This is a genomic window from Pseudomonas sp. P9_2, assembly GCF_034008255.1.
Lineage (GTDB): Bacteria > Pseudomonadota > Gammaproteobacteria > Pseudomonadales > Pseudomonadaceae > Aquipseudomonas > Aquipseudomonas synxantha_A.
In genome coordinates this window covers 1,419,903-1,434,586 of the sequence record NZ_CP125376.1, presented here as the reverse complement: position 1 = coordinate 1,434,586, position 14,684 = coordinate 1,419,903, and the positions used below count along the sequence as shown (strand labels likewise).

At 56.3% G+C, this 14,684-nt stretch carries 16 protein-coding genes; 12 read left to right on the top strand and 4 right to left on the bottom strand.

The genetic code is table 11. The features are described from left to right. The first annotated feature begins 117 nt into the window (after positions 1–117). Together QMK52_RS06300 and QMK52_RS06295 are read left to right on the top strand one after the other, a co-directional pair. On the top strand, positions 118–510 hold the full coding sequence (locus tag QMK52_RS06300) for an SMI1/KNR4 family protein (RefSeq protein ID WP_106117644.1): 393 nt from the start codon (positions 118–120) through the stop codon (positions 508–510). Next, a complete protein-coding gene (locus QMK52_RS06295) occupies positions 507–803 on the top strand; it encodes a hypothetical protein (protein WP_146135763.1) in 297 nt (98 codons plus the stop codon). Before QMK52_RS06300 ends, QMK52_RS06295 begins: the two co-directional genes overlap by 4 nt. Positions 804–841: 38 nt before the next feature. On the opposite strand, the gene QMK52_RS06290 is transcribed toward QMK52_RS06295, so the two are convergent. Further along, complete coding sequence (locus tag QMK52_RS06290) at positions 842–1,099, bottom strand: hypothetical protein (protein WP_005783616.1); 258 nt, start codon at positions 1,097–1,099, stop codon at positions 842–844. A gap of 254 nt (positions 1,100–1,353) precedes the next feature. Here QMK52_RS06290 and QMK52_RS06285 point away from each other — a divergent pair, with 254 nt between their 5' ends. From QMK52_RS06285 to QMK52_RS06270, 4 genes are all read left to right on the top strand, one after another. Beyond that, positions 1,354–2,046, top strand: a complete 693-nt coding sequence (locus tag QMK52_RS06285; protein ID WP_320403943.1) for a hypothetical protein — start codon at positions 1,354–1,356, stop codon at positions 2,044–2,046. Positions 2,047–2,483: 437 nt separating this feature from the next. Continuing rightward, entirely contained in the window at positions 2,484–3,164 is a 681-nt protein-coding gene (locus QMK52_RS06280; RefSeq protein ID WP_005783620.1) for a CsgG/HfaB family protein, read from the top strand. A 29-nt stretch (positions 3,165–3,193) separates the two neighbouring features. Further along, positions 3,194–3,556: a DUF4810 domain-containing protein gene (locus QMK52_RS06275; RefSeq protein ID WP_103734040.1), complete on the top strand. Its 363-nt coding sequence runs from the start codon at positions 3,194–3,196 to the stop codon at positions 3,554–3,556. Then, complete coding sequence (locus QMK52_RS06270) at positions 3,553–4,203, top strand: DUF799 domain-containing protein (protein WP_043049149.1); 651 nt, start codon at positions 3,553–3,555, stop codon at positions 4,201–4,203. The genes QMK52_RS06275 and QMK52_RS06270 overlap by 4 nt, the downstream gene beginning before the upstream one ends. Positions 4,204–4,209: 6 nt before the next feature. Here the strand turns inward: QMK52_RS06270 and QMK52_RS06265 are convergent, their stop codons facing one another. Further along, positions 4,210–5,133, bottom strand: a complete 924-nt coding sequence (locus QMK52_RS06265; RefSeq protein ID WP_320403942.1) for a serine protease — start codon at positions 5,131–5,133, stop codon at positions 4,210–4,212. Between the two features lie 220 nt (positions 5,134–5,353). On the opposite strand from QMK52_RS06265, the gene QMK52_RS06260 reads away from it, so the two are divergent. The 3 genes from QMK52_RS06260 to QMK52_RS06250 all read left to right on the top strand — a co-directional run bounded on the left by QMK52_RS06260 (position 5,354) and on the right by QMK52_RS06250 (position 8,307). Then, on the top strand, positions 5,354–6,982 hold the full coding sequence (locus QMK52_RS06260; protein WP_320403941.1) for a VWA domain-containing protein: 1,629 nt from the start codon (positions 5,354–5,356) through the stop codon (positions 6,980–6,982). A gap of 153 nt (positions 6,983–7,135) precedes the next feature. Next, entirely contained in the window at positions 7,136–7,708 is a 573-nt protein-coding gene (locus QMK52_RS06255) for an RNA polymerase sigma factor (RefSeq protein WP_194439724.1), read from the top strand. Next, the gene (locus QMK52_RS06250) at positions 7,705–8,307 is read left to right on the top strand and encodes a hypothetical protein (RefSeq protein WP_320403940.1); all 603 of its coding nucleotides are present in this window, start codon (positions 7,705–7,707) and stop codon (positions 8,305–8,307) included. The genes QMK52_RS06255 and QMK52_RS06250 overlap by 4 nt, the downstream gene beginning before the upstream one ends. Before the next feature lie 244 nt (positions 8,308–8,551). Here the strand turns inward: QMK52_RS06250 and QMK52_RS06245 are convergent, their stop codons facing one another. Next, on the bottom strand, positions 8,552–8,773 hold the full coding sequence (locus tag QMK52_RS06245) for a hypothetical protein (RefSeq protein ID WP_248090709.1): 222 nt from the start codon (positions 8,771–8,773) through the stop codon (positions 8,552–8,554). A 151-nt stretch (positions 8,774–8,924) separates the two neighbouring features. Beyond that, positions 8,925–9,134 carry a YegP family protein gene (locus QMK52_RS06240; RefSeq protein WP_056847258.1) on the bottom strand — a complete coding sequence of 70 codons (210 nt, stop codon included), beginning with the start codon at positions 9,132–9,134 and terminating at the stop codon, positions 8,925–8,927. 1,090 nt (positions 9,135–10,224) lie between these two features. On the opposite strand from QMK52_RS06240, the gene QMK52_RS06235 reads away from it, so the two are divergent. The 3 genes from QMK52_RS06235 (at position 10,225) to QMK52_RS06225 (ending at position 14,618) form a co-directional block, all read left to right on the top strand. Next, positions 10,225–10,929, top strand: coding sequence for a GNAT family N-acetyltransferase (locus QMK52_RS06235; protein ID WP_320403939.1), 705 nt, complete (start codon positions 10,225–10,227; stop codon positions 10,927–10,929). Between the two features lie 213 nt (positions 10,930–11,142). Continuing rightward, a complete protein-coding gene (locus QMK52_RS06230; RefSeq protein WP_320403938.1) occupies positions 11,143–13,788 on the top strand; it encodes an AAA family ATPase in 2,646 nt (881 codons plus the stop codon). A gap of 521 nt (positions 13,789–14,309) precedes the next feature. Next, positions 14,310–14,618 carry a hypothetical protein gene (locus QMK52_RS06225; protein WP_320403937.1) on the top strand — a complete coding sequence of 103 codons (309 nt, stop codon included), beginning with the start codon at positions 14,310–14,312 and terminating at the stop codon, positions 14,616–14,618. Positions 14,619–14,684 lie beyond the last annotated feature (66 nt).

Below are 14,684 nucleotides of genomic sequence, written 5' to 3'. Positions count from 1 at the left end.
AAATCTATTAAAAAATCTGTCCCCCTTTTCTGATTTCCGGATCAGCATCAGGGTGGAATACATCGTGCTGGAGGTGTGCCCAGAGAGATTTTTTCAGATAAAAAGTAGGGGGTGAAGGTGGATATTAAAACTTTTTTGAAGAGTAAGAAAGAAGAGCATTTGCTTGATGGCTTGGCTGCTGTAGATGATGTCAGTCTTAATGCAATAAAGGTAGGGCAGAAAAATGCTCCTGATGATTACTTGGAGTTTTTGCAGGAGTTCGGAAGTGGGGAAATTGAAACAGCCGGATTTATGCTTTATAACGGCCTCCTAGAGGCAAGTGATATTTTTGATGATGAGACTGCGGCGCAATTCGAAAGTGTTATGATTTTTGGTGATGATATGCAGGGGCGATGCGTCGGTTTTGATAAAAATGATAAATGGGCTGTAGTGAAAATAGACTCTGCAGATATGAGTGTTAAGAAGTTATGTGAAACATTTTCTTTGTTTGTTTATAGTTTGTTGAGGTGACTCTGGGAGAAAAGGGAAGGAAATGGGAAGGGAAAGTGATTAAGCCTAGATCAAGGTGGCAGGCGTTTTTGTTATTGTTGATTTATCTGTTTTTATTGTTTTTGTTGGTGGGGGTTATCGCAAAGCTCATGGGGGCGCTGGTTAATTATTCAAAGATTGGTGTATGGGACTTTAGTTGGGCTGAAATCGTAGATATGTTACCCGGTGTTTTTGCCTATGCAATACCTACTGGGGTAGGCGTTTGGATACAGTCCTGGTTGAAAAATCGTAAAGAGAGTGGCCAAGGGAATTGAGCGCAAAGCGGGCGACACAAAGGCCGCCCGATTTTCACTCAGGACGGATCGGCATTCAGCCTGCGACTGATGACATCCAGCAAATCACACCCATCGCGCAGCGGAATGGCCAGCAAGTGGGCGAAGTCTGAAAGCACTACGGCATCGCTGCTGAGTTGTTCGCGGAAGGCCAGGTTTTCCAGCAGTTGGGTGACGGCCCGAATGCGATGCACAGCCGCGTCGTGAAGGACGTCGAGAGGTGCCTGGGTGTCGATGATCAGCGCTGGGACGGTGCAGTCGTGGCCGGTTAGGGGCATGTATCGATTCATCATTAAGCTCTCTGGATTATTGAGGGCTCGTTCTTCGGGTCGCCAAACCCGGTCACCTTTTGGGTGACGGCCGGACTATAAGCCGCACCACCAAGCCCGCGCAAGGCATCAAAATGCCGCCGCTTCGGAGCGTGTACGCAGCTACTAACGTCTTGCCACCCATTGCCGACATACTGCTCACGAACAAACGCACTACGACTATGCAAATCTGAAAGCCTCACCCCAAACATTAAAGGACCAATGTGAAAAACCTCCTCCTCATTCTCTTCGCCACCCTCATTCTCGGCGGTTGCGTCAGCCACCCCCTCACCCCCGAAAACCGCGCTCAGATCAAGACCGTCAAAGTCCTGCCCGTGAAGTGGGAAAAGAACATGGTGTACTTCGGCCGCGAACAGGCCTGGGGCGCGGCCCTGGGTGCCGGGGTTGGCGCCGGTGTTGGCATGGCCAGCGGGGCGTCCAAGCTGGGTACGGCGGCGTTGAGTGGCGCCGGGTTTGCCGCGGGCATGAGGCTCGGGCAGTTGGCCGAGATGCCGACGCCGGTGGCCATCCTGACGGTGATGGAGGCGGAAAAACTCGATGTAGGCGTGTTGCTCAAGCAGGGCTTTGTCGATGAGTTGGGCAAGACTTCGACGCTCAAGGTGGTCGGCGACGATGAGCCCGCCGATGCGCAGATTCAGCTGACCGTGTCCGAGTGGGGCTTTCGCCTGACCCAGGGTTTCAGCAGTGTGATTTATCCGACCCTTAACGTGTTAGCGCAGATGGATCGCGGCGATGAGATGATCTGGCGCACCTTTGAAGCGGTCACGCCGTTCAATGGTCAGAATGTCTATGGCTATACACCGTTGACCTACCGCACTGACCCTGAAGCCTTGCGCCGGGCGTTGACAGGGATTACGCAGATTTCTGCGCAGTATCTGGTGAAGGAGCTCAAGTAGGACTGTGCGAAGGCTGGGTGCTGTTGGTGTAATGCCAGTCAGTTAAGGATTTTTTGTATGAGCGAGCTTGCTCGCGAAAAACTCACAGGCGCCGCGTTCATTCAGCACGCCCCCGTTATCGTTGACGTTTTTCGCGAGCAAGCTCGCTCCTACAGTAGTAGGCGTGGCGTTAGGGCTTGTTTGTGAAGGCGGTGTATCTGTTGCTGTACTGGCGCTTTCGCAGGCAAGCCAGCTCCCACATTGGATCTTTGTTGCTTTGAGTATTGCGGTCGGCAGTCATACGGCCGAAACAACTTGAGAACCTCTCTCAACCCCGTAAAATGCCGCAGCCGTTGCATCACCGTCTTTCAGGGAAGAATCCAGGCCAGCGCGTTTTCAGGCTGCCTGACTCCTTGGAAAACCCGGCAACGCTGTTTTCCTCACCCAAGGAGCACCCTGTGAAGACACTGTCCAAAATCCTGCTGTCGGGCCTCACCGCCGCGGCGCTCTTGACCGTGGCCGGTTGCGCCACCGAGAGCAACCGCGCGATGCCGGTGGAGCAAGTCGCCAGCGCCCACGTAGCCTATTCCGGCGTGCGTGTGCCGATTGCCGTGGGCAAGTTCGACAACCGCTCCAGCTACATGCGCGGCATCTTCTCCGATGGTGTCGACCGTCTCGGCGGCCAGGCCAAGACCATCCTCATCACCCATTTGCAGCAGACCAACCGCTTCAGCGTGCTGGACCGCGACAACATGGGCGAGATCTCCCAGGAAGCCAAAATCAAAGGCACCGTGCAGAAGCTCAAGGGCGCTGACTACGTGGTGACCGGCGATGTGACCGAGTTCGGCCGCAAAGAAACCGGCGACCGCCAGCTGTTCGGCATCCTCGGCCGTGGCAAGACCCAAGTGGCCTACGCCAAAGTCGCGTTGAATATCGTCAACATCAACACCTCCGAAGTGGTGTATTCCACCCAGGGCGCCGGTGAGTACGCGCTGTCCAACCGTGAAGTGATCGGCTTCGGCGGCACCGCCAGCTATGACTCCACCCTCAATGGCAAGGTGCTGGACCTGGCCATGCGCGAAGCGATCAACCGCCTGGTCGACGGCATCAACGCCGGCGCCTGGAACCCGCGTAACTGATCAGCCACACCACAAGGAGCAGTACACGGATGAGCAAGGCAGTGAGGTTAGCGCTGACGCTGGCGGCAATCGCAACGGTAACCGGGTGCCAGACGGCGCCCCAGCCCCTGTATCAATGGGAGAGCTACCAGCCGCAGGTTTACGAGTACTTCAAGGGCGAGCCCAAGGAAGCGCAGGTGGAAGCACTGGAGCGCGATCTGCAGAAGATCAACGCCAGTGGCCGCAAGGCACCGCCGGGTTACCACGCGCACCTGGGCATGCTGTACATGAACATGGGCAAGGATGACCAGATGGTGCAGGAGTTTCGCACCGAGAAGGCCCTGTTCCCCGAATCTGCTGCGTACATGGACTTTCTGTTGAAAAACGCCAAAGCCGGAGTCGCCACCAAATGAGCCTGTTAAAACTCACCGGCGCCTTGCTGGCCCTGGCGTTGCTCGGCGGTTGCGCCGCGCCCAAGACGGTTGATTATTCGGCGTACAAACAGGCGCGGCCCAAGTCGATCCTGGTACTGCCGCCGATCAATGAATCGCCGGAAGTGCAGGCGTCCTACAGCCTGGTGTCGCAAGTCACCTACCCACTGGCCGAAGCCGGCTACTACGTGTTGCCGATTGCCCTGGTGGACGAAACCTTCCGCCAGAACGGCCTCACCACCGCCAACGATATCCAGGCCGTACAGCCGGCCAAACTGCATGACATCTTTGGTGCGGACGCGGCGCTGTACATCACCATCAGCGAGTACGGCACCCAGTACATGCTGATCTCCAGCGACACTTCGGTGACGGCCTCGGCCAAACTGGTGGACCTGCGCACCGGCACCACCTTGTGGACCGGTTCGGCGCGTGCGTCGAGCGAGGAGGGCAATAACAACGGTGGCGGCCTGGTGGGCATGTTGATCACGGCCGCGGTCAAGCAGGTGATCAACAGCTCCACCGATGCGGCGCATCCGATTGCCGGTATCACCAGTGCGCGCCTGCTGTCGGCGGGGCAACGCACCGGGCTTCTGTACGGTCCGCGTAATCCCAAGTACGGCACGGACTGAACCGCGTCACCTCTGACGACGGTGCTGTTGGATCAAGTCGATGCGGGTGGCCGTGCCCATTGAGTCGCGCTGCCCGTTTACGCTGGCGCCGATGGAACCGTTGTGCAAGGCAACGATCTCGCCGGTGTCGACGCTGATCAGCGGTGAACCGGAAGTGCCGGGTTTCTTGAAGGCATCATGGTAGACCGTGCCCTGATTACGGCTGTGCTGGTCGTATCCCTTGAGTGTGGAGGGTTGGCCCTTGGTATTTAGAAATGAAATGCCGAGGGCCTCTTGCCCATGGTTGGGCATAAAGACTTTCTGCCCAGGCGATGCTTGGGGGCCGGAGGCCAACTTGAGCGGCCGGAACTGCTCGGCCAAGGCTTTTTTCTCGCCGACGGGCAAGTCGACACGCAGCTCGGCGTAGTCCAACCGTGCATCGCCACTGAGCGGGTTGGGGTCCAGCGGCACTTTGCGCTCTACCTTCATTCGGCCGGTGCTGTCTTGTTCATACCCCAGCCAAAGTTCGAGCTTGCTGCCTTTGGCCAGCGCGTCGCGCACATGTTGGTTGGTCAGTACGCTGTTGCCATCGTTGATCAGCGAGCCGGTACCCAACGAACGCGTATGCACACGTTCGTAGCCCCATGAGTCCCGCGTGACGCTCACTTCGCGAATCGTGCCCACGGCCCTGGCCGCGGTATGCATCGGCGTGCCCTTAAGGGATGCGTTGGCGTAGTTCTGCAAGGAGAACGGCGCTTGTTGTGGCACGGCCATTTGTTCGGGGCGGGGCGTGTACGGTGCTACTTGCCCTGGCGTCGGCGGTTGAGGCCTGACCTGGGCGGGCCAGGTTGGCGCATTGCTTGCGTGTGCCAGTGCGCTGGCATAACTGGCTCGTTGGCCGACTGCTGGATGCTCATAGCGGTGTGTGAGGTTGTTGCTTACGAAGGTCATCGTGGTTTCTCTGATGTGAAAAGCCTCCAGGAAGCTCAAGAAACAGACGGTTCTGACTGGGAGGCGAGCTCTCGATATGTGGTTGCTGGTGACGGCCGGTTCAGTCGGTTGTGTCTCCAAGTGTGAGGCAGCGATCGGAGCGGATAAAGTGTTTAACCCGTATGAGTGCCGCCTCACGTCTGATCTGTTGAACGGATCATTCATTCACGAGGTTCAGCCCATGTCCCGCTCTCTGCTACTGCTGCGTCCTGCTGCCCAAGGCTTTGCCGTTACCCTGCTGGTGGTGCTGGTCGGGTGTGGGCTGTCATCGTCTCCCGAAGTCGCCAAACCGATTGAACCGGCGCCTCTCGCCGAACTTCACAGCGCGCCGATCCAGAATGCAGTGGTCAAGCGTATGGCGATGCCGGCACCGATGGCGGTGCGAGAAATGGCGACGATGGACTACCGCAGCGAACCCCGCGAGCAATACGCCAACCTGCCGGATAACCCGGTGCATAGCGTCGCCGAAACCCCGGTTTCCACCTTCAGTATCGACGTCGATACCGGCAGCTACGCCAACGTCAGACGTTTCCTCAACCAAGGCCGCCTGCCACCCGAAGGTGCGGTACGACTGGAGGAAATGGTCAACTACTTCCCCTACAACTACGCACTGCCCACCGATGGCTCCCCATTTGGCATAACCACCGAGCTGGCCGCCACGCCGTGGAACCCGCGTACAAAACTGCTGCGCATCGGTATCAAGGCCTCCGATCAAGCCGTGGCAGAACTGGCGCCCGCCAACCTGGTCTTCCTGGTGGATGTGTCCGGCTCCATGGACCGTCGCGAAGGCTTGCCGCTGGTCAAAAGCACGCTGAAATTACTGGTCGATCAACTGCGTGATCAGGACCGTGTGTCACTGGTGGTGTACGCCGGTGAATCCCGCGTGGTGCTCAAGCCCACCTCGGGCGCTGAAAAAGCCAAGATCCGCAACGCCATCGACCAACTTACCGCCGGCGGCTCCACCGCAGGCGCGTCCGGCATCGAACTGGCCTACCAGATGGCCCGCGAAGGTTTTATCGACAAGGGTATCAACCGCATCCTGCTGGCCACCGATGGCGACTTCAACGTGGGCATCAGCGACTTCGACAGCCTCAAGCAAATGGCGGTGACCCAGCGCAAAAGCGGCGTGTCCCTGACCACCCTTGGCCTCGGTGTGGATAACTACAACGAACACCTGATGGAACAACTGGCCGACGCGGGCGATGGCAACTACGCCTACATCGACAACCTGCGTGAAGCGCGCAAGGTGCTGGTGGAGCAACTCAGCTCGACCCTGGCCGTGGTCGCACGGGATGTGAAATTGCAGGTGGAATTCAACCCCGCCCAGGTCAGCGAATACCGCCTGCTGGGCTATGAAAACCGCGCCTTGAAGCGTGAGGATTTCAACAACGACAAGGTCGATGCCGGCGAAATTGGCGCAGGGCACACAGTGACGGCGCTGTATGAAATTGTGCCCAAGGGTGAGAAGGGCTGGTTGGAGCCTTTACGCTATGCCGCCGCGCCTACGACCGAAGGCAAATCCGCCGAGCTGGCGATGCTACGGGTGCGCTACAAGCCCGCTGCGGGCGGCAAGAGCCAATTGATCGAGCGGCCTATCGCCAACCAGGCCACCCCGGCCAGCGACGACCTGCGCTTCTCCTCTGCCGTTGCCGCGTTCGCCCAACAGCTCAAGGGTGATGGCCGCTACACTGGCAACATGAGTTTGCAAGACACCGCCACACTGGCCCGCTCGGCCCGCGGCGATGACCCGTTCGGGCTGCGCAACGAATTCGTGCAACTGGTGGAACTGGCCCAAAGCCTCAAACCCTGATCTGGCCCACAACGATGTTCAAATGTGGGAGGGGGCTTGCTCCCGATGGCGGTGTGTCAGTATCCGATGTGCTGTATGACCCACTGCTATCGGGAGCAGGCCCCCTCCCACAGTAATCCTGCTTCGGCTGACAAAAAGGAGTTCGCCCATTACATGGCCGTCCCAGACGATCCACCCAGCGACGAATCGCTGCTGGCCCGCTACCGAACCGGCGACGCTGGCGCGTTTGAAGCCCTCTACACGCGCCACCGTCAGGGCCTGTACCGCTTCCTCGTGTCCCTGTGCAACAAAGCCGAACTGGCCGAGGAAATCTACCAGGACACCTGGCTCAGCCTGATCCGCAGCACCACCCAGCCACAAGGCCGGGCGAGTTTTCGTACCTGGCTGTTCCAGATCGCCCGCAACCGCCTGATCGACCACTGGCGCAGGCACGGCATCCACAACCCCCTGCACGACAGCTACGACGAACAGTTGCACGCCCAACCCGACGACAGCGCCGGCCCCGAGCAACAACTGAGCCTGAGCCGCGACCAGGCGCGCCTCGACGCCGCCCTGCAAGAACTGCCCGAAGACCAGCGCGAGGTGTTTTTGTTACGCCTGCATGGCGACCTCGAAGTGCCGCAAATCGCCACCCTCACCGGCGCCCCGCTGGAAACCGTAAAAAGCCGCTTGCGCTACGCCCTACAAAAATTGCGGCGCCTGCTGGCCGAGGAGGTACCTGTATGACTGACCCCCGACACACCCCTGACGACGCGCTGCTCCAGCACTACCGTCAACACAGCACCGGCGAACCGCCCGCGTCCCTCGACGCCTTCATCCTCAACGCCGCCCGCCGCGAAGCCCCGCAGCCGCAACCCAGCTTGTGGCAACGCTGGCTGCAAGCCTGCCAACGCCCGCGCTGGCAAATGGCATTCGCCACCGTCGCCGGGTTGGCGCTGATGATCGGCGTGGTCATGCGCTCCCCCGTGCCGCAACCCGAAATCTCTACGGCGACGTTCTCCGCGCTGCGCCACGAAGAAGCCGCCCACCCAGCGCCGCAAGCGCTTTCCGCCCCCGCGCCAATGGCCCGCATGGCGATGGCGCCACGGGTTGAAAGTGCGCCTGCACAGGCTGAAATCGCTGAAGTAATGGCGGCCCCGCCAGCGGAAAGACTCAGCAAGGCGGTGCCGAATGCATTGCCATCTCTGGAGCAGGAGTTGCAGGCCATCGTGAAGCTGCGTGAGGCAGGGGAGAGCAAGGCGGCTGATGAAAAGCTGCTGGCGCTGCATAAGCGCTTTCCAAACGAAGACTTGCCGGCGCGGTTGGAGGTGTTGCGCAAGCGCTGAGTCGAAACGCACAAAAAAGCCCCAGATCTCACGATCTTGGGGCTTTTTCATTCATATCTGGTGCCCCGGCGTCGTTTGAACTGGTCAGCAAAAGGCCCGCATTCATTGGGTGTGCTTGGTGGTTCTTCGGTTAGGCATACACGTGGGCATACACGGCGCTTCCTTCTGCCCTCTTTTTCGAGGTATCCCCGTAGGGTAAAGCAACACCAAATGTTGGCTGATGTGTTGCCATCCAGCAGAGTAGTTACTTTTTGGTTCGACCTTCTGCCGCCAGTGAGGCGAGCCCAAGGGTGATGAATCCTGCATTTCCATCCAGGGTATCCAGTGCCCCTCGAATGTTCTGTGCCACTTCTGTAGATCCTCTTTGCTCAACCCAGTTTGACAGCTCCTCGATAGCTGCCCCCAGCGCCAGCTGGTTTTCATTCATGCGCTTAAGCAATGATGCGAGCAATGAGACATCTTCCATGAGTGTTCTCCAAGGGATGGGATCGTTTGAACTTGGCTCAGAATCATCAGCAATGATTGGCTTACGTCAGGTTCTGGAGATGGGAATACAGCAGGGGGATACACGCCGAAATACCTGCGGTAACGCATCCCCGAACTGTATTACTCAATCACTATTTTCTGAGCTTGTCGTACTCATCGTCCCCAATCACTGGCGCTGTCGGTGATTCGGATTTGATTAGGCTGACAGAGTCTTCGCAGTCAACGAGGTTGTTATATCCCTCGGAGCTTACGGCGATGATCTTTCCGTTCTTAGCTGTGAACCTCCACCGCCACTCGCCAGCCGTGTCTTTATAAATCTTGAAGTACGATACGCGACTCATGATCCTTTCCTTCTTCTATAGGTGAAAGCGAGCACTGATCCAGTGTTTGTATTAGCACTCCCTCATTAGCGTCCGTGCAGTTCCCACAGCAAAAGGGATACGCTCAACGGCGCCGATTCGACACTACCGGTTCCCTTGCCCACATGTCCATGAACCGAACGAGGATGACGGTAGAGATGGGGCGAGTGGAGCGCTGCCCTGAAACGACGAAAACTGCTGGGGCCCCTGGCTATTTGTGCGTCACACGGGGCATGAAACCCGCGGGATCGAGTTAGTGGGAGGCGTTGGAAGTTACTGAAATTTCAATCGTTGAAATTGAAAGGATCTTGAAGAAAGAGGGCCATCGTTACAGCTTCGGTAAAGGTTGCTGTATCTGTTGCTGATAGTGAACGCTTGCATGGCGTCAACCATGGTGATGGGTGTCAACCCCGTCAACCTGTCAACCGACGTAGGAAAGACTGCCGCTAATACGATCCCGCGGGTTTCCTACCCCGTACCTAGAAGAATGTTCCAGGGTCCCCACCATCGAACCAAAGCCAAGAGCATGACCCACCTCAGTTTCGCTGAAGGAGCAATACCAACGGGGCTAGGGGAGACCCTAATAGAACCGTGTTACGGGTGTTACGCGTGTTACATGATCGTGTAAGTATGTGATTTTAAATGGTTTATATGACGTAACGTAGCTGTGACCGGTTTGCGGATGAACGTGTTACATGGCAAGTAGGTGTTACGCTAATAACTGAACTGGGAGGGGCGGTTTTTGATGGTTAAGCGCGTATCAAACTGGGCTCATTGCAAGTGGTAAGCGTTCAATTGCTGCAAAAGTCTTGGCTGCCACCGGTGATGTCTTGATAGTGAGGACCATTTTTTGCACGCCCGCATGGATCAGAGCAAGCGATGCCTGGCTGTGGATAAGCAGACGGTCTGGCGTGTATTTGAACTTGTGCTGGCATAGTAATATCGGCGACTCTTGCATGGGCCTGAGTGTCATTAATAATCGAAAGTAGCACCAGGTATTCTCAAGTCCCGCCGTCGAAGGTGGGCAACGGGGGGCTCCTTCCGAGTCCTCGACTATGGAGGTTACGAAAATATGGAAATCCTACATTTTACCAATGGCATCAACCCTCTGGTGATGGAGCAGAGCATTGAGCTCGCTGTATCCGAGGCTCCGGCCATGGTTAGCCAGCACATCCATGGAGACAGCCCGTTGCTGCTTCTCGCAGAGACAGAGGTACGAATTCTGCTGGGAGAGTCCCTGCGTATGGTCGGTGCTGGAGTTGTCCAGCAGATGGATGGCCAGATATGTGAATTGAAAGTAGGCATTGTCGCAGCGATTGACGACGAGGCAGAAAAACCGCGTCTCGCCGGGTTTATTCAGTACAAGCCTCGCCTGATGACCACTGGTGTTGCCTCAATCGGGTATGCCGCAGTCGCTAAAGAGCATCGCAACAAAGGCCTGTTCACGCAAATGCTGAACGAGCTCAAGAGTCAGTATTCAGTGCTGACGCTGGACTGCCCTCTGGAGCTGGTCCCCATGTATGAGAGGCTGGGATTCCAGGCGGACAATGCGCAGGGCGCCCACGTTGGCATGAGCTCTGGGCCTATGACGGGCAAGAATTGGATGCACGACCAAGAGTACCTCGACGAGCAGCCTTCTTATAAACGCGCCAAGGAAGAGATTCGGACCTTGTTGGGTAAACGCACTCGTGACGCCTATGCAAAGCGTGAAGCTGATACACAAACACGTATTGATGAAATCCACGCAATGCTGGCCGCTCGCGGTGTGAAACCGTAAACAAAAGAGTGTTCCAGAGGCAGCTTGCGAAGAGAAGCAGAGATTGTTTGAGGGGCTCTAGGTCGACGTCGAGAATTTGGGTCTTGCACGCTAATACACCCAACATCTACTGAAAAAAGCTGGCACTCAGCGCCCTGAGACGTCGTGGTTTTATCTACATGCAGCAACTCTCGCCCGACCGCATAATCGACAACAACTGCTCCGAGAATGGATATGTCCAAGTCCCTAGTTGAATTCAAACGCTTCTTGGCGAAGTCTGCCCCGACGCTGTCCGAACACGAGAAAAAGCTGGCCAACATCATGCTTATGAGGTTCGACGAAATTGCGGCAGTCGGAGTTGCGGGAGGCCGACGCGGTAAAGTCTTGGCGAAGCTGATCGTAGACAATGGAGATGCGGCATCTCCTGCACTCGAAATCGCGGCCGACGAAGGGAACGTCAACGAGAGTGAGATCGTCCGGCTTACTAAACTGGAGGTCGAGCATTTTCGTGGTTTTTCCGAGAAGCACACTTTCGAATTCAAAAAACCATACACGTTCGTCTACGGACCTAACGGGACGGGGAAGTCGAGTCTCTGTGAGGCGCTTGAATACGGATTGCTCGCCTCGATCCACGAAGCGGATTCGAAGCGGATCCCCGTCTCGGACTACATCAAGAACGCAACATTGAAGAAGTCGGCGAAACCCGTTCTGTACGGAGATACTGCGAAGGAGATGGGAGTCGAAGTGGCAGCGGACCCCCGCAGTTTCGAATTTTGCTTTATTGAGAAGAACAGGATCGACGGATTCGCGCGAGTGGCGGCTAATACCCCTAGTGCCCAGCAGGCGCGGTTGGCTGCACTGTTCGGCTTGGAAGAGTTCAACGCGTTCGCAACGCAGTTCAACGAGAGCCTCGACCTTTACCTAGACTGCGTCGGAAAAGAGGGGAAGGATCTCGCGGAACGCGCGAAGGGTATCGCCGGACACGAAGCGATACTCATTGGTCTCCCGCTGAAAGCCAAAATCGCAGAAACGCAACGTGCAGTGCTGCTCGCGAAGTATCCGGACTGCAAGAACCTAGAGGAAATCAAGACAGGCCTAACTGGACCCGAAGGCAACGGCGGAAAGCAAAAGGCAAACAATACTGAAATCGGCCGCTTGCAGAATCTCAAAACGGCCGCTGACCCCGGGACGGACGGCATCCTGGCCGACGCCGATGAACTGCTCCGGCTTATCGAAGAGAAGGCGAAATCGGAGGATTTCCTCAAGCAGTACAAGGAACAACTTTCCCTTCGGGATCTTTACGGCGCCATTCTAGCCAACCGCGTAAGGTTCGAGAACGAGTGTCCCGCATGCGCCTCCGAACTCTACCGTGACGGTCGACTCGCAGTTCCTGTGGATCCGTACGGCAACGCAGAGGAAAAGCTAAAGCAATTCGATGCAGCCCTAAAAGCCGAAGGGCGCATCAAGGAAATCCTGGAGGCGCTCAACCTTGGCTGGCGGGATCTTCTTTCGAAAATCGCCAAGCTTCCAGCGTCCGCCGGGGCTATCGGATTCGTCAAAGCGCCCGAGATCGGCTCCTTCAGCGCGGAGGCCTCCGCCGCCAAGGATCTGGTGGGCATCGAGAGCTTCCTTAGGGCAGTGCCGGCAACGCGCGAGCTGCTCAAGTTGCTGAAGGACGCATCCACGACTCACAACGGAAAGGTCGAACAATCCAAAGCCGCGATCAAGACGCTCGAGGACGATAACCTTGCGATTTTCAAGGACCTCGAGGAAATCGTCGCCATCTCGATCCTAGTCGATGCGAACACTAAGAGTGAGATGGAGGCGACTCAGGCTATCGAGAAGTTCAACCAGGAGAACGAGGAGCTCATCAAGGTAGTGGAAGCTGAAAAACTCGGAGTCGCAAGAAACCTGAGCTTCAGCGTCGCTTATGGCTCGCTTCGCGGGAAGCTTCTGGCCTACAACGCCGAACTGCCCTTGGCGTTAGCTGCGGATCTAAACGAGAAGACGCTAAAGTTCTACAACGAAATCAACAAAAACGACCACCCTTCCGACAGGCTCAAGTCCCTGATATTGCCGACGGCCGCTGGCGCGAGAATAGAGATCGAGTTCGAGAATGGGGACACGTGCGATGCTCTCCAAGTTCTTAGCGAGGGTCACATTCGGTGCCTCGGGCTCGCGATTTTGTTGGCGAAAATCACCAGGGACCGCCTTCCTTTCCTAATATTCGACGATGTTGTTAACTCGATCGACGACGAGCATCGGGGCGCGATTATCGACCTTATCTTGAATCCGGAAGAGATCGGCAAAAGGCAACTAATCATCACGACTCACGGTGAGGATTTTGTGAAGCGCCTCGAGAATGCGGTGCCCATGAAGAGGTACGGGGAAACGGTAACCCGAATCGACTTCCTTGTGCCGTTTGCTGCCAAGAAGATCAGCGTGAAGCTCGACTCGCCCCGGCACTACCTCACGGTGGCGGCCCGAAGCTACGAAGAGGGGCGAACGCGCGACTCCCTGAGTTATGTTCGGAAGGCCTTTGAAGAAGAACTCAATCGTCTCTGGAAGAAGATTGCAAATAAGAAGCTGTCGGCGCAAATAACTGTCGGGATGAGGGGGCCGGGAGATCCTGATCTCATGAGCTTGGCTACGGGCCTCCACCAATTTCTCGGCAAGAAGGACGTGGTTTTGTTCCAAAACGCCCTGCCGCACCTAGGCGAGATGCTTGGATACGGCGAAAAGCACAAAGTTGAGTGGAGCTACATGAACAAGGGAGCCCATGAAGAGGACCGGGAGGAAGAGTTCGACGCCTCGGTCGTTAGGCGCATGCTTGAGACCGTGATAAAGCTCGACGAGGCGATCGAGGCTCCGCAGGCTTGATGGGCGACTCGGATGAAGGCCCGCGGTCGGGAATGCTGCTTTTCAAACTTAAGCAGCGCTGAATGACAGAAAACTGTTACCTAACAGTCTTTCTTTACGCTGATCGTAAAAGTGGATTTCGGCCAAGGTGCCGAAGTGCATCCGACGGGTTTGGAGGGAAAAAGCTCGAGTGTTCGAGGGCGGAACGGCCGGATTGCTCGCTTTTGGGTGGGAGCTGCCAATCGCGAATGGCAGCTTTCAACCAAAGCTACAATGGCTATCCCTCCGTGATCGGCTCTAATTGGCCCAAAGCTGACGGTCCGTATTGGCAGAAGTGCCCGTTGAAAGACTATGGGCGTGCTTCGTATAGGCCAGTAATGTGGATCCACTCCATGGCAATTTTAATTTTCGACTTGCGTTGAGCGCTTAGCGGTGCAATCCAGCTAGCTAAAAGTCCGAATGAATAAATTTTGTTGTAAAATTCCCGCAGAAAAATAACTTAGAAAGTCCCAGTCTTATCGCTCAAGCCAGGTAATATAGGTATGGTCAGTCTTAGATACAGGGAAAAATTCCGGCGCGCACTCTATTGCCTTGCGGTCGGTGAGGGGGATGTTCGCGACCGTTTGCGTGGCGCTTATAATCAGATTCGGCTTCTTCGGGATGAGGAGGTTCCTCAGGAAATCCGCTTAGAGTGGCTGAGCATTCTTGAAGAGTTAACAAGGCACGGTGCACTTATTCAATCTGGTGTGATTTTAAAGGATGCACTAAATCACACGCTTAGCCGGATGAGAAATAAAACTGCTCGCAAGATTGCTGAGCGTATTTATCGGATAGCCATTGATCTTCAGTGAGGATTTGTGTGATGGCTTTAATTAACTCAATAAGGGCGCCGTTGAAGCAGCCTTCCAGTGACTTTA